Raw genomic sequence first — 16,050 nt, 5'->3', positions numbered from 1 at the left:
CTGTCCAAACCGCTCAATCAAAAGGTGAGCCCAGGGATTGCTGATTTTTGAGGTGCCGATCCCTGCGCCACAAACACTGCCTCACTCTTTCCCCGGAGTGATGATCATGGTGACCTTGGTCTCCTCGGCGGGAATGTTGGCGGGCATGCTGATCCAGAGGTCGTCGCGGTGGTTGCCCTTGGCGGTGGAGTTGATGATGGCGCTGCGGTCCACGTAGGTGGAGATGATGGAGCCGGTCTGCTCGGCGGCGAAGCCGGTTTCATCGATGAACGAGCCATTGAAGATCCAGGTGTCGAGATCCGGGGGCGTTTTGCGCGTGTCCACGTTCTGGATGAAGTCGGAAAGGGGGACGTTTTTCGTTTTGTCTCCGTCTTTCCATTCGATGTGGATGGCGAGGCGGTTGGCGCCCGGGGTTTTGGGCTTGGTGTCCTCCGCACGATAGGGGCGTTCCTCCTTGGGATCGAGCTTGTCGAGGATGCCAAGCGTGCCGGGCTGGTAGTTGGCAAGAAGCAGGGCGAGCTGCACCTGAATGGGTTTCACCTTGGTTTCGAGGATGGTCTCGTGGACCTTTTCTCCGGCCTCATGGCAGAGGGCGTACTCGATGGGGAGCTTCTGGTGCAGCACGTCGCAGGGGATGCGGATCTCGCGGGTGGCGGCGGTGATCTGGATGCCGTTGAGATCATACACTCCGGGGGAAATCAGCTTCACCAGCTTCTGCTCGGTTTCAAACTGCGCCTTGGCATCCGGCTTGCCTTTGTCGTTGGGCTGGGGGGCGGCGGGGGCCTGGGCGTGGAGGTCTGCCAGGGAGAAGAACAGGAGGGCGGTGGTGGCAAACGAACGCAGCATGGCGGGAGAGGGGAGGGCTGGCATGGGAGGCTGAGTGGAAGGGGGGTGAAGGCTTACAATTTGGGCAAATTGTAAGTACCTACACGGATGGAGTGCTCCACATTCTTGGGGAGAACGACCACAGGCTCGATTTCATAGGACGGCTGAGGCTTGAAAGTCTTGTCCGTGCGGAGCTTCATGAGGATCTGCAGGGCGAGATCCACGAGGGCGGGCTGAACGATCGTGGCATCGATCTCGCCGATGCGGACGAGCTCCAGGCCGCGCTTCTGACCGGAGAGGCCGTCAGCACCGAGGATGAAAATATTTTCGCGCTGGCCGGCGGTTTCAGCCGCTTTGGCAGCACCGGAGGCGATGGCGTCATTGTGGGCAAAGATGGCGTCGAAATTCTTCTGCAGGGCGAAGGCTTCGGCGGTGCGCTTGGAGGCGGTCTCGGTGCTCCAGTCCGCAGGGGCATCGTGGACGAGGATGACGCCGGGCTGGGTGTGCAGGCCTTCTGTAAATCCTTCGGCAAGTTCATTGGCGGCGAAGCTGTCCGCAGCGCCGCGGAGCTGCACGACGCGGCCGGTCACATCGGTGCGCTTTTCTTCGGCGGCCTTGCGTTTCAGGGCCTCGATGACGGTGTCCGCTGCCATGCGGCCGACGCGGCGCTGATCGCTGTAAACGACGCTGGCGCAGCCCTCATTGATCATGCGTTTGTCCAGGCCGATGACGGTGATGCCATGGGTCTGGGCTTCGACGATGAGTGCGGCCATGGCCGGAGGATCGATGGGACTGATGAAGATGGCGGCGGGCTTGGCGGCGATGGCCTGGCGGAACTGCTCCATCTGCTGGGCGCTGCTGCCTGCGGCATCCTGAGGGGTGAGCTGATAGCCCGCCTGCCTGCCGATGAGCATGGCGAGGCCGTTGCGCTGAAACTCCTGCATGGGGATGCGCGTGTCTGGCAGGAGGAGGACGATTTCTGCGCGCTCGTCCTTGGCGGCGAGGCCGGTGGCGGCCAGCAGACCGGTGGGGGAGGAGCCGTTTGACTCCGCCGGCGGAGGTGCTTTTTGCGCGCCTTCTTTTTTCAGATCGGCGGCGGCTTTTTCCACGACGGACTCATCCGAAGGGCCGCAGGCGGCCAAGATCAGAGGAACAAAAAACAATGCGGAGAGACGGGAGCGGGAGGACATCATGTTTAAGGGGCATTTTAGGCTCCAATGCCAGACAAGCACAAGCCTGAGATGTTCATGAAAAGCCCGGCAGTCTTTTGCTTGCACTCTGGTGGGATTGTCCCAAACTCCGCGCTCCCCGCTTGCAAGCCTTTCGCAATGAATCATCAAACGACGACCATCGCTCGAAAGGATTTCACTGGTGGAGAAGTAATTTCGCGAATTTCTGAGAATCCCTGCTTGATGCGCGGGGCGTTTTGCTGATAAAACTTTAAAATAACAGGAACAACCAGCCCAATTATGAAATCCCTCAGCTTGCTTCTCGCCTCCCTCCTCGTCACTGGTGCCGTCCAGGCACAGGCCCCGGCAACGGGTGAAAAACTGCCGGGTGTCAAAGTTCGCGTCAAAGGTGTCGAAGTGGAGGAGCAGCAGACCCCCATGCTTCAGGCGAGCAACGTGAAGATGAAGCGCTGGAATCCAAAGAACTGGATCGAGATCGATGTGGAGTTTGACATCAAGCTGCCCGAGTCCGCAGGCGGAAGAAAAGGCACCTATGGCGGCATGACGATGAACCTCTACGTGGTGCTGCAGCACATGACCAAGGAAAGCCCGCCGAAGCGCGAGGTGCTGACGGGCACCCTGGAACTGCTGGACATTCCAGCGGACGAACCCTGCCATGCGCTGGCCTACATCTCCCCCGCCACCCTGAAGTCCATTTTTCAGAAGGATTTTGTGACCGCCTCCTCGGACATCCAGGGCTGGGGCGTGGAATTCATCGCTGAAGGCCAGGTCGTTGCCACCAAGTCGAGCATCCCCATGAAATCCGGCAAGCCCTGGTGGGAAGAAAACAAGGACGCCTTTGCGATGATGCCAAACATGGTCCTCAACAAGATGCAGACCCCCTTTGCAGCGGTGTTTGGCGACTATGACGTGCCAGTGCGGGTCAAGTGACCGCCTCGGCTCCAGTGACCGCCCGGGCTCGAGTGACCGCCCCGGCTTCAGCAAGTTTCTTTTGATCAGCGATTTTCACCTTTTTCAGCATGGCAGACCCCACTAGCATTGCAGTTATCAGTCTTGGCTCCCAACGTGTCGGCGGAGCGGTATTCGGCAAGACAGCAGGAGGAGATCTCATCCTGAAGCGTTATGAAATTGTTGACCTGGACGGCGACCCGACGCTGGACAGCAATCGCATGCCGCAGCTCAAGGCTGGTCTCGATGAAATCGTCGCGAAGCTGAAGATCAAGGGGCAGAGCACTTGGTGCAGTGTCCCTGGCCATCCGGTGTTCAGCCGCTTTGTGAAGCTGCCGCCGGTGCAGGGGGACAAGCTCGCCCAAATCGTCGAGTTCGAAGCACGCCAGAACGTGCCATGGCAGCTGGATGAAGTCTCCTGGGACTACGAGGTGGTGGCCAAAACGGACGTCGGTGAGATCGAAGTCGTGCTCGCAGCGATGAAACGCGAGCTGCTGAATGAAATGCACGAAAGCGTGACCTCCGCCGGGATCAAGGTGGTGGGCATGGACGTGGGCCCGCTGGCGCTCTACAACTCCTTCCGCTACAGCTATCCTGACGTCGACGAGCCGTCTCTGGTGGTGGACATGGGCGCACGCTCCACGAACCTGGTATTCATCGACGGAGACCGCTTTTTCACCCGCAACCTGCTTGTGGGCGGCGGAGCCGTCACCAACGCGATCGCCAAGGAATTTGGCATTCAGTTTGCCGAGGCGGAAAATCAGAAGCGTTCCCAGGGCTTCATCGCGCTGGGCGGTGCCGTGGAGGACCATCCGGACGAAGGCGTGAACGCCATGTCCAAGGTCATGCGCAATTCGATGACCCGTCTGCATGCCGAGATCATGCGCACGATCACCTTCTACCGCAGCCAGCAGGGCGGCAGCGCGCCAAAGCGCGTGTTCCTCGCAGGGGGTGGTTCGGCGGCCGGATACGTCGCGGAATTTTTCACGGAAAAACTGAAGCTGCCCGTGGAGGTCTTCAATGGCCTGCGTGGCGTGCAGCTGGACCGTGGCGTGAGCGCGGACGCAGCCCAGATCGACGCGCCGGCGCTCGGGGAGCTGGCAGGCCTGGCCCTGCGTGGCATGGGCTCCTGCCCGTGCGAGATCGAGCTGATCCCAGATTCACTGGCTGCAGCACGGGATGCCTCCCGCCGCGCGCCCGCCCTGGTGCTCGCCGGCCTTTGCATCCTGGGCACCCTGGGTGCCGCTGGACATTGGTTCAGCACTGCCAAGGAAGCCATCAACACGCGCGTGGGCACCATGCAGGTGGAGCTTACCGAGCTGCAGCGTCTGAGCGGAGAAATCCGCAAGCTGGATGCGACGCAGGAGGAGCTGCGTGTGCGCAGTGCGCAGCTGGAGCAGGCGGTGACCGACCGCTCCTGGTGGGTCCGGCTGCTCAACGAGCTCAATCAGCAGTATGACAATGACCTGATCTGGCTGCCCACGGTGGAAGTCCTCAGGGACGACAAGCCGATCACCGCTCCGCTGTGGGGCAATGCGGAGGAGAGGAAAGTCAGTCCTCCGGACAACAACACCAAGGGCGGCGCCCAGGTGGCACCGGTTTACAAGCTGCACCTGCGGGGCCTGTACCGCACCAACAAGGAAGGTGAACAGAAGGTGGTGTATGATTTTGCCGCCAAACTGGCCAAGCTGGAGCTCTTCGAAATGCCGGATTTCGAGAAGCAACGCGAAAAATACGTCAAAGTGGACAGCGGCGTGGGCGGCGAGAGTTTCGCCTATCGTTTCGACATCACCCTGCCTCTGCGCAAGCCCATTCAATTTCAATAAAGCACCATGGACTGGATACGTGATAACAAACCCCTCGCAGCCATTCTTGGCGTCACCCTCCTCGGCTCCCTGGCCCTGGGCTATCTGTTGTTTGCCTCCTGGAGCGAATACACGGAAGCAAGTGAGACCTACCAGGCCGTCGGTCAGCAGATCGGCGCTCTCAAGGGAGAGCGCCTCTCCCCGACGGATGCCAACCTGAAGAGCAAGCAAGCTGTCGTGGCCGAGTATTCGGCGCAGGTGAACAAGCTCGGCGCTGCGCTGCTTTTCCTGCAGACGCCGGCGGAGCCGATCAAGGAAATCGACTTTCAGGCCAAGCTGAAGACCAAGATTTCTGAAACGCGCACCCAGGCGGCTGAGAAGAAGATGCAGCTGCCTGCGGATTTTGCCTTCGGGTTTGAGGAATACACCGGCAAGCTGCCTGTCTCAGCCGCTGCCGCCACCGAGCTCTCCGGCTACCTGGACGCTCTGCACGAACTGGTGCAGCTGCTCATGAAGTCTGGCGTGCAGTCCGTGGATCTGTTCCAGCGCTCCAAGCTCCCGATCGAATCGCAGGCCACTGCGCCGCAGCCAGCGAACAACAACAACAACAACTTTGGCCGTCAGGTGCAGGGACCGGCACCGATCTCGGAAAAGAGGCAGATCGTGTTGAACCTGACGCTGGATCAGGGACCGCTGCAACTGCTGGTGAGCAGGCTCACGAATCCTGAGGACATGAAGTACTTCACCTCGCTGCGACTGCTGCGCATCGAAAACGAGAAGCAGGACGGGCCGCTGCGCAAAGATGTGAAAATTGCCCCGCAGGACCAAAACGTGCTCAGTGGCACCCCTGTGCAGGATACCACCAAAAAGGAGGAGGTGGCTTCGGATGACATCAAGCCCCCGGCCCCTGCTTACGAAGATACCCGGCAGGTTTTTGGCAGTGAGCCTCTGAAAGTACGAATGGAGATCGATCTGGTGAAATTTCTCGATGCCGCCAAAGGCGTTGCGGCCCAGGCTCCAGCCGGTCGTTGATTCATTTACCTCCCAATCCCGCAGCCTCAAAGCATCATGCAGAACCGAAAGGGCAACTACGAAAAAACCATCCTGATCATCTCGTCCATCATTGCCATCGGCGTGGCGGTCTTTTTGATCCTGGAATCCCAATCATTCGAAGAGGGGCTTGTGCTGGCACAGGCGACCTCCAGGAATGAACTGAATGCGCCCGACCAGACGAAGGTGGCGGACGCCATCGCGACCATTCAGAAGAAGTACCAGTGGATCGCACCCGTGCGCGTCGGCAAGCCGGTGCCTCTGAACAAGTCGGTGCTGATCGTCATGAAGGACAACACGCTGTTCGACCTCATGCTGCCAGAGCCGATGCTGCGCCCGCCGATGACGAACATCTTCCTCACCGGAGACAAGACCAAGGTGCCGCCAGAGGCACAGCTCAAGGGCATCTACTCCCCCAACGTGGGAGATCTGGATGAAGACGACGACGGCTTCTTCAACCTGGAGGAATTTACCGGCAAGACCGACCCGCGTGATCCTGAATCCCACCCGGCTTACACGAACAAGCTGTTCCTGACCAAGCGCATCAGCCATGACTACATCGTGCTGCTGAAAAACGGCTCGGAAGGTTCCTTCCAGATCCAGCGCACGGTGCCGGGCAAGCCTGTCAACGTGTTCCCGAAGGTGAACGAAGAATTCGGCTTCGACAAGGGCACCAACCGTTTCAAAATCCTGACCAGCCGCGAGGACACGATCCAGCACCCGACGCTTGGGCCGCAGAAGGGTTTCATCCTGAAAGTGCTCGATCTCTCCACCAACAAGGAATTTGACATGATCCAGGGCACGCCTGTGAACCTGGCGGACTACGAGGCGGAATTCGAATTCCGCTGGAAGAAACGGAAGATTATTTCGGGCATCAAAGAGGGCGGCACCTTCGTCCTTCCCGGCCTCGCCAAGACCTATTACATCCGCACCCTGGAAGAAAACAAGGCCACGATTTCTCCCCTGGGTGCAGATGGCAAACCCGCAGCTGAAATCATCGAAATCAAGCAGGGCTGAAACTCTATTTTCAGCCCGTTGAAAAATTAACTCGCCAAAGTTCGCCCTCTTCTGTTAGTAATCTCTCTTTACCACAAAATACTGTCAGTTTGCCCTATGACCCACCACTCTCGTCTGGCGTTCAATTTATCTCTAATCGTCTTGTCTGCGGCCTCGCCCACCGTGATGGCACAGAGTCCCTCTGGCATGGCCAATCGCGAAATCGCGCGCCGCTATGCCCGCATTGAGGACTCTCGCACTGCCATGGATCGTGGTGACAAGCTGTTCACCGATGGAGATTACGATGGCGCACTCAATTCGTACAAAGCTGCCATTGAATCCCTCCCGAATGCACCGCTGACCCGTGACTGGCTTGAGCTGGCGCAGCTCAAGTATGCAGACTGCAGCGTGGTGGTGGCCAAGGAGCGTGCCAAGGTGGGCAATTACACGGCTGCCCGTGAGGCGCTGGATGCGGCGCTGTCCTACATTCCCGGTCACAAAGCCGCCATCGCTTTCTCCAAGCAGCTGGACGATCCGGACCGCTGGCCGCCAGCGCTCACCGCTGATCACGTGACCAACGTGGGCAAGGTGCAGGCCGGCCTGCTGCTCGGCAACAGCGCGGTTGAAATCGGCGACTACGACAAGGCGATTTCCACCTATCAGGACGTTCTTCGCACGGACCCTTACAACAGTGCCGCACGTCGTGGCATGGAGAATGCCGAGCGCAAGCGCATCGCTTATTTCAAGTCCGCCTACGACCATCAGCGCGCCAGAATGCTGGCCCAGGTGGCGGAAACTTGGGAAGACAAGGTTCCCGTGAAGCAGCAGCAGGTGCAGTTTGAGTACGGAGTCGGCCGCAGCCCGGGCGCCTACCTGACGGAAAAGATGAACAAGATCATTTTCCCAACGGTTTCCTTCCAGGGTGCCACGATTGAGGAAGCCATCGAGTACCTCCGCGTGAAAAGCCGTGACCTCGACACCTTCACCGAAGGCAGTGGAGTCAAGGGCGTGAACATCATCCTGCAGACGGGCGATGCTCCTAGCAACGCCTCCATCAGCCTTGACCTGAAGGATGTGCCCATGTCGGAAGCTCTTCGCTATGTGACCGAGCTGGCGCAGATGAAATACAAGGTGGAAGCCCACGCCGTTCTGGTGGTGCCGCTTTCCGCAAATGCCAGCGAGCAGTATACCAAGACCTACCGTGTGCCGCCGGACTTCCTCAGCGGCCAGGGTGGCGACGCTCCTCCCGCAGGTGGTGCTGCTCCCGCAGCAGATCCCTTCGCCCCGGCTGGTGGCGCTGGCGGTGGTGGCGGTGGTTTGATCGCCCGCAGGACTGCCCGTCAGATTCTTGAAGGTGCCGGCATTCTCTTCCCGGAAGGTTCTTCCGCCAGCTACAATGCAGCAACTTCGCAGCTGGTCGTGAGAAACACCCAGCCGAACCTGGACCTGGTGGAAGCCTATGTGGAGTCCATCACGAAGCTGGCGCCTAAGATGGTGGTCATCACTTCCAAGTTCGTTGAAGTGACGCAGAAGAACACCGAAGAGCTCGGCTTTGACTGGCTCCTTGGCAGCGTGGGCACCAATGGCAACAACGTCTTCTTTGGCGGCGGCAGCGCTGGCAACGGCGTGCCGTTCAGCTCGGGCAACTATCCTTTCACCACTCCTTACACCATTCCAGCCCAGGTGGTGAACGGCCTCACGGTCTTCCCTGCCATCCCGGTGAACGGGGCCTTTGCCGGTCCGGTGCCCACGGGAACCACGGCTCCGTTCCCCTACGGCGCAGGCTCGATCACTTCCGGTCTTCGCAGCGGTGGCTTCGCTGTTACCAACAACAGCATTGACAACCTTCTGACGACCGGTTCCACCACCAGCACGACAAGTGTTGCTCCTGGCATCTTCTCCACCGCTGGCATCTTCACCGATCCCCAGTTCCAGAACGTGATCCGTGGTCTGAGCCAGAAAAAAGGCGTGGATCTGATGAGCGCCCCGAGCGTGACCACCAAGAGCGGCACCCGTGCCACGATGGAAGTGACTCGCGAATTCATCTATCCGACGGAATTCGATCCACCTCGTCTGCCTCAGGGCGGTGGCGGTCTTAACGTGGGTGGTGGCGGCGGCGGCGGTCAGCAGCAGATTGCCACACCGACGACCCCGACGGCCTTCGAAATGCGTCAGACGGGTGTCCGCCTTGAAGCCGAGCCGACCGTGGGTGCTGATGGCAACACCATCGACCTCACTCTGGCCCCTGAAGTGGTGGAGTTCGACGGATTCATCAACTACGGCTCTCCGATCCTTTCGCCTTCCAGCCAGTCGGTGCTTCCGATTCAGCTGGGTGCCGCGGGCGGCACGGTGGTGGGAACCACGGGTTATGTGCCGATCAGCCAGCCTGAGCGTCTGATCACCCCGAACATCATCAACCAGCCGGTGTTCTCGGTGCGTAAAGTCACCACGGGCGTCTCGGTTTGGGATGGCCAGACAGTGGCCCTTGGCGGTCTGATCCGCGAAGACGTGCAGGACGTGCAGGACAAAGTGCCGATCCTTGGCGACCTTCCCTTCGTGGGCCGTCTGTTCAAGAACGAGTCTGAGCAGCACTACAAGCGCAACCTGATGATCTTCGTGACCGCCCACTTGATCGACCCTTCGGGTCAGCGCATCAAGCCAGCGACAGGCCAGGCTCCCTCGGACACGCCGCCGACAGCTACTGGACCTACTCCTCTGCTTCCACCAGTGCCCGGACCTAACCCATAACAGGGCCGCAAAGGTCTTCCTAACGTGAACCATTTCAGGCAGGATTGCTCTACGCATCCTGCCTGATTTGTTTTAGACCAATACGCAGAAATGTGGTCACATTGCGCGGAGGACGACGGGTCCCAGTGGCTGCGCTGGTCGTTTGCCTGTGACTTTAATTTAAAGTAGCAGACAGCGCTTCCGTCCAGCCATTGAGGCGGTTGCGCTCGCCAGTCGAAGTGACTACTTTTGGAGACGGGTCGATGGCATGAGCCTGGCAAGACGAGACAAGGACATACGAAAACGAAGATGAAATCATGGGTAATCACGGGAGGGGCGGGATGCGGCAAGAGCTCGCTGGTGAATCTGCTGATTCAGCAGCTTTCCCCGCAGGTGCGGCATTTTTCAGCCGATCAAGCCGTGGGGGAGATTTTGAAGATGCCGGCCACGGTTTCTGCGCTGGTGGCCGCCTTTGGCAGCAAGGCGCTGGCCGGACCGGGAGAAGTCAACCGGGCCTGGCTGCGGGAGGTGGTGCTGCCGGACGAGGCTATGCGGAAAAAGCTGGAGGGGCTGCTGCACCCCCAGGTGCTTGTGGCTCTTGAGGCCGCCCGTAGGGATGCCGAAAAGGCGGGGGTGAATCTTTTCCTTGCGGAAGTCCCCCTCCACTATGAGATTGGAGGCACAGTTTCAGCAGACCTTGTCATCGTGGTGGCTTCCAGCCGGTCGGTGCAGGTTAGGCGGATGATGGAAACCCGGGGGCTCGACGAACAGACCGTTCACAAGTTCCTGGATGCCCAATGGCCCATCGAAGCCAAAGTTGATAGAGCAGACGCCGTCATTTGGAATGATGGCTCTCTGGCCTCTCTTGAAGCCCAAGTGCTGACGCTGGCAAGTCCACTCTTGCAAGCATGAACGACCTATCCACTGAATCCGCCGCCACGATTGCGGCCTCTCCCGACCTCCCAGTGTCGGACCTTCCTCCCGTCACCAGCACTTCCCCGGAGGCATCTTCGCAGCAGCCTGAAGGCTCGGTCCAGCCGCAGCCTGCCGCCGAGGGGGCCGAGCCTGCCGGAGAAGCGCAGAAGTCCGACGGCGCGCAGCCGCCCTTCCCGGAGGAAGTTTCCATCAACGATCTGCAGAACGCCTCCCTGGCCGAGCTCCTGGAGCTCGCGGAGACGGTGGGTTACCGCCTGAATGCGAGCCGCACCAAGCACCAGCTGATTTACGACCTCTGCTCATGGATGGCCGAGCACAAAACCCGCCTGAAGGTGGAGGGGGTGCTCGAAATCGGCACGGACAACTACGGCCTGATCCGCTACCCGAAATACAGCTTCATGCCTCTCCCGGAGGATGTTTTTGTGCCGCTGTTCCTGGTCCGTAAATTCAACCTGCGTCCCAGCCAGAGGATCGCCGGCCTGGCCAAGGCACCGAAAGACCGGGACAAATATCTCGCGATTGACCGGATCACGGAAGTCGAAGGCACCCCCATCGAGAAATGGGAGACTCCGCAGGATTTTGACAAGCTTACCGCCACCTTCCCGACCAACCGCATCATTTTGGAGACGGCCAAACCCTGCGCGGTGAGCTCCCGCATTTTGGACATCGTGGCGCCGCTGGGCAAAGGCCAGCGTGGCCTCATCTGCGCCCCGCCGCGCTCCGGCAAGACCGTGATCCTCAAGGACATCGCCAAGTCGATCGCGCAAAATCACAAGGAGATCACCCTCATCGTCCTGCTGCTGGATGAGCGTCCGGAAGAAGTGACCGATTTTGAGGAAACCGTGCAGGGCTGTGAGATTTACAGCTCCACCTTTGACGAAAGCCCGAAACGCCACGGCCAGGTGGCCGACATCGTGCGTGAGCGCGCCTGCCGTCTGGTGGAACTGAAAAAGGACGTGGTCATCCTGCTGGACAGCATTACCCGGCTGGCCCGTGGCCATAACGCCATGATGGGCGGCAAAGGACGCACCGGCTCAGGGGGCCTGGACGTCAAGGCGATGCAAAAGCCGCGCAAGTTCTTTGGCTCCGCCCGCAATGTGGAGGAAGGCGGCAGCCTGACGATCATCGCCACCGCGCTGATCGAAACAGAGAACCGCATGGATGAAGTGATCTTTGAGGAATTCAAAGGCACCGGCAACATGGAGGCCACGCTGGACCGTGAGATCTCGGAGCGCCGCATTTACCCTGCGCTGCACCTGCTCAAATCGGGCACCCGTCGCGATGACCTGCTGTACCATCCGGACGAGTTCCGCCGCATCACACAGGTGCGCAAACAGCTGGCGGCCGTTCCTGCGGTCGAAGCGCTGGAGATGCTGATCCGCAACATCAACCGCACCAGCAACAACGCCGAAATCCTTCTCATGGGCCTGAAATGAGCGATTCAGGATCAACACCGGCGGCACCTGCGGCGGACTACGAGTTCATCGACACCCCCGCGCATCTTGACCGCTGGGTCAATGAGATGCGTGCCTGGCTGAAAGTCAGCGCCGACAAGCGCTGCTGCCTGGACACCGAGGCGGACAGCCTGCACCACTACCATGAGAAGCTCTGCCTGCTGCAGGTGAACTGCGCCGGCAGGTACGCGCTGGTGGATCCTCTCGCCATTGCGGATGTTTCCCCACTGCTGGAGCTGCTGGACGCGCATGAACTGTGGTTCCACGGCGCGGACTATGACCTGACCATGCTGCGCCGCACGTATGACTGGAATCCCAAGGTGATCCGGGACACGCAGATCGCCGCGCGCCTGCTGGGAGCCCGCCAGTTTGGCCTGGCTGCGCTGGTGAAGAACGCCTTTGACCTGGACCTGTGCAAAGCCTCTCAGAAGGCCGACTGGAGCCGCCGTCCGCTGCCGCCGAACATGCTCTCCTATGCGGTGGATGATGTGCGCTACCTGCTCCCGATCGCGGACAAGTTTGTGGCGGAACTGAAAGCCAAGGGGCGTGAGGACTGGTTTCACCAGAGCTGCCGCTCGCTCCAGGAAGATGTGGCCGCGCGCGACAATGTCTCGCGCGAAGATCCCTGGCGTGTGCAGGGCTGCGGCAGGCTGCACCCCAAGGGCCTGGCCATTTTGAAAGCCATGTGGGAATGGCGTGAAGGCATCGCCAAGGAGCGCGACACGCCCTGCTTCAAGATCATGTCCAACAAGCAGATGGTGGCCTATGCGGAGCAGTTCGAAGCCGGGCAGCCGCTGAACCCGCCGAATGGCTGGCGTCCGCGCTGGAAGAAGGAATTTTTCGACATCGTGGCCGCCATCATGGCCTCGGCGCCGGCCGACTGGCCCGCACGTGCCAAGAAGACCAAGGGCCGCCTGAGCGATGCGCAGAGGGATCAGATCGACAAGCTGTGTGCGTACCGTGAAAAGGTCGCACAGGGACTGGAGATCGAGCCTTCGCTGCTCGGTTCACGCGCGACCATTGAGGACCTGGTCATCGACGGCAGTCCGGCGAGCCATCTCATGAGCTGGCAGCACGATCTGATGGCAGGCGGGCTGGAGCAGGTGCTGCAGCAGGCCGTGGCAGCGGAGTAGGCAGCGCCCTACTTCTGCTTCAGCCACTCCGGGAGGACGATGTCCGCGCTTTTGATGGGAGCCGTCTCGCCTTTCCAGGCGAACCCGGCGGCTTCAAAGCTGGCGCGGTTTTCCCGCAGAAAGGCGAGGAGCCGATGGCCCATCTGCTGATAGGACGAATCCTTGCGCACGGCAAAAGGCTGCACGGCTTTGGATTTGTCGGCAGGAAGCGGAATGGCCTCAAAGTGCTCCTTGTCGTTGCTGATATTGATGCCGTAAACCACGGCGGCATCGAGCGAGCCCGTGCGCATTTGATTCACCAGAAAGTCCGCCGTTGGCACCTGGGAGGAGGCATTCTTGCTCACGCTCTCCAGCAGGTTCATGGACTTCAGGATGGACCGCGTAAGAAAGCCGATGGTGGACTGCTCGGCATTGCACAGGCCCACGCGCAGGCCGGGGCGCGCGAGATCTGCGAGCGTGTGGATCCCCTGCGGATTGCCTTTGGGAACGGCGATGACGATCTCCGCCTCGGTAAGGAGGACGGCCTCCGGAAACTGCTCCGCCACCGGGGGCACGAAGCACACATCGCAGGCATAATAAACGTCGGGGAACTTGGGATTGCTGCTGTCTTCCATGGTCTTCATGGACGCGCAGAGAATGCCGCAGCCATTGAAGACGGTGGTCATGGTGATGCCTTCGCGGGTGGCGAACTGCTGCAGCAGTTTTTCGATGGCCAGACGGTTCACTCCGCCGCTGTAAATGATGAGATCAGGGCGTGCGGCCCATTTGTCTCCCGGCACCGCCTTGAAGCCTTGCTTCTGGAAAATGGCGCCGCCTTTTTCCGGTGCGGTGAGGTAGCGGGCAAAGCGCAGCGCCTCGGCGGGCTGCTGGCTGAAGGAGAGCACCGCTGCCGTGGCGCGCTCCTCGTGTTTGTCGAGCTCCGGCAGCGGAGCGACATCGAGCTTGAACTGCGGGATGATGGAATCCCACACGATGGCTGCATCGACAGCACCGAGAGAAAGGTCGGCGGCGATCTCGGTGACGGTGGGCTTCATCACGGCCGCTTTGGCGGCGAGGGCATCCCAGTCCGCGCCAAGAAGCTTTTTCACCACGCGCCCGATGCTGGCGGCCTCCGGATTGGCGAGCGCGAGTTTGATTTCGGGCGACTTCAGAGCGGCGAGGCCGTCGATGTGTCTGGGATTGCCTTTGGCGACAGCCAGCACGGGTTTTTGCACGACGAGAGAAAACTCCTCGCGTGTGACTTCGAGTTTTTTTGCGTCTGCCAGCGCGCCGTCATCGGCGGCGATGAAGAGATCCCCCTGCTTCGCGATTTTCAGCTGGCTCAGCAAGGTGCCGCTGCCGCCAAACTGCAGGCGCACCTCCACGCCGGTGTCCTTCTGATAGGCGGCGGCGATTTCCTCGATCGGCTTTTTAATGCCGGCGGCGCAGAAGACAGTCAGCTGCGCAGAGCGGGCCTTTGCAGGCTTCAGCGCCACCCAGGCGACGGCTACGAGGGCGGAAAGGCAGAGGACGATGATGAGTTTCTTCAGCATGATCTCTAAACGTGCCAGACGCACCGGGCTATGCGATCAATTTCTCGATCACCTGGCCGCCGAACTGGCTGAGCTGCTTGAAGCGTCCGGCGTGGTAGAAGGTGAGCTTGTTGTCGTCCAGGCCGAGCAGACGGAGGAGCGTGATGTGGAGATTGCGCACATGGTGCACCTCCTCCACGGCCTCCATGCCGCGGTCATCCGTGCTGCCGATGGTATGCCCGGCATTGCAGCCACCGCCGGCCAGCCAGACGGTCATCGCTTTCGGATTGTGATCGCGCCCGTAGGCGGTGCCGCCGCGCACCCCATTGTCCGGCGTGCGGCCAAATTCTCCGCACCAGACGATCAGCGTATCCTCCAGCAGGCCGCGCTGTTTCAAATCTTTGATCAGTGCCGCAATGGGCTGGTCCACCTGGCGGATGAGATTTCCATGAGCACGCTCGATGTAGTCGTGGCTGTCCCAGGTGCCGGCGTAGAGCTGCACAAAGCGCACGCCTTTTTCCACGAGCTTGCGCGCGAGCAGGCACTTGCGGCCAAACGCGTCCGTCGCATCCGTGCCGATGCCATACATCGCCTTCGTTTTTTCGTCTTCCTTGCTGAGATCAAGCGTTTCCGGCACCTGCGTCTGCATGCGGAAAGCCAGCTCGTAATTGTGCATGCGGGCCTTGAGTTCATCGTGCCAGGGGTGGTCCCCGGCATGCCGCGAATTCAATTGCGCGAGCAGGTCAAGATTCGCGCGCTGGTGATCTGCCGCGATGCCCTGCGGCGGCTGCAGGTCGAGGATCGGTGAGCCTTTGGGACGCAGCGGCGTGCCCTGAAACTGCGCGGGCAGATAGCCATTGCTCCAGTTTGCGCTGCCGCCCTGCGGATAGCTGATCTCCGGCAGCACGACGAAGCCCGGCAAGTCCTGATTCACCGAGCCCAGACCATACGTGACCCAGGCGCCGATGGCCGGATCTCCGCCAAAGCGGTTGCCGCAGTTCATCTGATACATGGCGGTGGGGTGATTCACCGAATCAACCTGACAGCCGCGGAAGAAGCAGAGGTCATCCGCCACGCCCGCGAGGTGCTTCCATGGCTCGCTCATCCAGGCGCCGCTCCGGCCGTGCTGCGCAAACTTGAAGGGGGACTTCACATAGTAGCGCCTGCCGCTTTCCATGGCGGACTTCTGACTGCCTTCGCGGATGAATTCTTTGAGGTGCAGTTTTTCGAGGGCGGGCTTGGGATCAAAGGTGTCGATGTGGCTGGGGCCGCCTTCCATCATGAGGAAGATGCAGTTCCTGGCCCTGGCGGGAACCTGCTGGGCCTTGGGCGCGAGCGGCCCCTGAGATTCGGCTGCGAGCAGGGAGGTGAGCGCCACGCTGCCCAGAGACGCGCCCATGCCATAGACGAACTCACGCCGCGTGGGCGCATGCAGCGCGCGTGATCCTGCACAGGGAAAGAGGGGCGTGTTCATG

At 60.5% G+C, this 16,050-nt stretch carries 12 protein-coding genes; 8 read left to right on the top strand and 4 right to left on the bottom strand.

Translation table 11 applies throughout. From position 1 onward, the window contains the following. Positions 1 to 81: 81 nt before the first annotated feature. A complete protein-coding gene (locus ACILSO_RS12435) occupies positions 82 to 870 on the bottom strand; it encodes a YdjY domain-containing protein (protein WP_395737734.1) in 789 nt (262 codons plus the stop codon). A gap of 29 nt (positions 871 to 899) precedes the next feature. Continuing rightward, entirely contained in the window at positions 900 to 2,018 is a 1,119-nt protein-coding gene (locus ACILSO_RS12430; RefSeq protein WP_395737733.1) for a sugar ABC transporter substrate-binding protein, read from the bottom strand. Between the two features lie 276 nt (positions 2,019 to 2,294). Here ACILSO_RS12430 and ACILSO_RS12425 point away from each other — a divergent pair, with 276 nt between their 5' ends. The 8 genes from ACILSO_RS12425 to ACILSO_RS12390 all read left to right on the top strand — a co-directional run bounded on the left by ACILSO_RS12425 (position 2,295) and on the right by ACILSO_RS12390 (position 13,064). Next, on the top strand, positions 2,295 to 2,945 hold the full coding sequence (locus ACILSO_RS12425) for an Amuc_1102 family pilus-like protein (RefSeq protein WP_395737732.1): 651 nt from the start codon (positions 2,295 to 2,297) through the stop codon (positions 2,943 to 2,945). Positions 2,946 to 3,034: 89 nt separating this feature from the next. Beyond that, complete coding sequence (locus ACILSO_RS12420) at positions 3,035 to 4,789, top strand: Amuc_1101 family PilM-like pilus complex protein (RefSeq protein WP_395737731.1); 1,755 nt, start codon at positions 3,035 to 3,037, stop codon at positions 4,787 to 4,789. Between the two features lie 6 nt (positions 4,790 to 4,795). Then, on the top strand, positions 4,796 to 5,800 hold the full coding sequence (locus ACILSO_RS12415; protein WP_395737730.1) for an Amuc_1100 family pilus-like protein: 1,005 nt from the start codon (positions 4,796 to 4,798) through the stop codon (positions 5,798 to 5,800). 36 nt (positions 5,801 to 5,836) lie between these two features. Then, positions 5,837 to 6,835, top strand: coding sequence for an Amuc_1099 family pilus-like system protein (locus ACILSO_RS12410; protein WP_395737729.1), 999 nt, complete (start codon positions 5,837 to 5,839; stop codon positions 6,833 to 6,835). Between the two features lie 96 nt (positions 6,836 to 6,931). Next, positions 6,932 to 9,562, top strand: a complete 2,631-nt coding sequence (locus ACILSO_RS12405) for an Amuc_1098 family type IV pilus outer membrane protein (RefSeq protein WP_395737728.1) — start codon at positions 6,932 to 6,934, stop codon at positions 9,560 to 9,562. A 288-nt stretch (positions 9,563 to 9,850) separates the two neighbouring features. Further along, the gene (gene coaE / locus ACILSO_RS12400; RefSeq protein ID WP_395737727.1) at positions 9,851 to 10,453 is read left to right on the top strand and encodes a dephospho-CoA kinase; all 603 of its coding nucleotides are present in this window, start codon (positions 9,851 to 9,853) and stop codon (positions 10,451 to 10,453) included. Then, complete coding sequence (gene rho / locus ACILSO_RS12395; RefSeq protein WP_395737726.1) at positions 10,450 to 11,913, top strand: transcription termination factor Rho; 1,464 nt, start codon at positions 10,450 to 10,452, stop codon at positions 11,911 to 11,913. The genes coaE and rho overlap by 4 nt, the downstream gene beginning before the upstream one ends. After that, the gene (locus ACILSO_RS12390) at positions 11,910 to 13,064 is read left to right on the top strand and encodes a ribonuclease D (protein ID WP_395737725.1); all 1,155 of its coding nucleotides are present in this window, start codon (positions 11,910 to 11,912) and stop codon (positions 13,062 to 13,064) included. Before rho ends, ACILSO_RS12390 begins: the two co-directional genes overlap by 4 nt. An 8-nt stretch (positions 13,065 to 13,072) precedes the next feature. On the opposite strand, the gene modA is transcribed toward ACILSO_RS12390, so the two are convergent. Together modA and ACILSO_RS12380 are read right to left on the bottom strand one after the other, a co-directional pair. Next, positions 13,073 to 14,596 (bottom strand): molybdate ABC transporter substrate-binding protein, encoded by a 1,524-nt coding sequence (gene modA / locus ACILSO_RS12385; RefSeq protein ID WP_395737724.1) that lies wholly within the window; start codon positions 14,594 to 14,596, stop codon positions 13,073 to 13,075. Between the two features lie 28 nt (positions 14,597 to 14,624). Next, on the bottom strand, positions 14,625 to 16,049 hold the full coding sequence (locus tag ACILSO_RS12380; protein WP_395737723.1) for a DUF1501 domain-containing protein: 1,425 nt from the start codon (positions 16,047 to 16,049) through the stop codon (positions 14,625 to 14,627). Position 16,050 lies beyond the last annotated feature (1 nt).

The organism is Prosthecobacter sp. (assembly GCF_044226605.1).
GTDB lineage: Bacteria > Verrucomicrobiota > Verrucomicrobiia > Verrucomicrobiales > Verrucomicrobiaceae > Prosthecobacter.
Note: the sequence above shows the minus strand (reverse complement) of the source record. Positions and strands in the feature narration are given on the sequence as shown.

What these genes read in the sequence shown, in the direction of transcription:
- ACILSO_RS12435 (WP_395737734.1), bottom strand. Translation starts at nt 870, where the DNA reads ATGCCAGCCCTCCCCTCTCCCGCCATGCTGCGTTCGTTTGCCACCACC.
- ACILSO_RS12410 (WP_395737729.1), top strand. Translation starts at nt 5,837, where the DNA reads ATGCAGAACCGAAAGGGCAACTACGAAAAAACCATCCTGATCATCTCG.
- ACILSO_RS12420 (WP_395737731.1), top strand. Translation starts at nt 3,035, where the DNA reads ATGGCAGACCCCACTAGCATTGCAGTTATCAGTCTTGGCTCCCAACGT.
- coaE (WP_395737727.1), top strand. Translation starts at nt 9,851, where the DNA reads ATGAAATCATGGGTAATCACGGGAGGGGCGGGATGCGGCAAGAGCTCG.
- ACILSO_RS12415 (WP_395737730.1), top strand. Translation starts at nt 4,796, where the DNA reads ATGGACTGGATACGTGATAACAAACCCCTCGCAGCCATTCTTGGCGTC.
- ACILSO_RS12430 (WP_395737733.1), bottom strand. Translation starts at nt 2,018, where the DNA reads ATGATGTCCTCCCGCTCCCGTCTCTCCGCATTGTTTTTTGTTCCTCTG.
- ACILSO_RS12380 (WP_395737723.1), bottom strand. Translation starts at nt 16,049, where the DNA reads ATGAACACGCCCCTCTTTCCCTGTGCAGGATCACGCGCGCTGCATGCG.
- rho (WP_395737726.1), top strand. Translation starts at nt 10,450, where the DNA reads ATGAACGACCTATCCACTGAATCCGCCGCCACGATTGCGGCCTCTCCC.
- ACILSO_RS12390 (WP_395737725.1), top strand. Translation starts at nt 11,910, where the DNA reads ATGAGCGATTCAGGATCAACACCGGCGGCACCTGCGGCGGACTACGAG.
- modA (WP_395737724.1), bottom strand. Translation starts at nt 14,596, where the DNA reads ATGCTGAAGAAACTCATCATCGTCCTCTGCCTTTCCGCCCTCGTAGCC.
- ACILSO_RS12405 (WP_395737728.1), top strand. Translation starts at nt 6,932, where the DNA reads ATGACCCACCACTCTCGTCTGGCGTTCAATTTATCTCTAATCGTCTTG.
- ACILSO_RS12425 (WP_395737732.1), top strand. Translation starts at nt 2,295, where the DNA reads ATGAAATCCCTCAGCTTGCTTCTCGCCTCCCTCCTCGTCACTGGTGCC.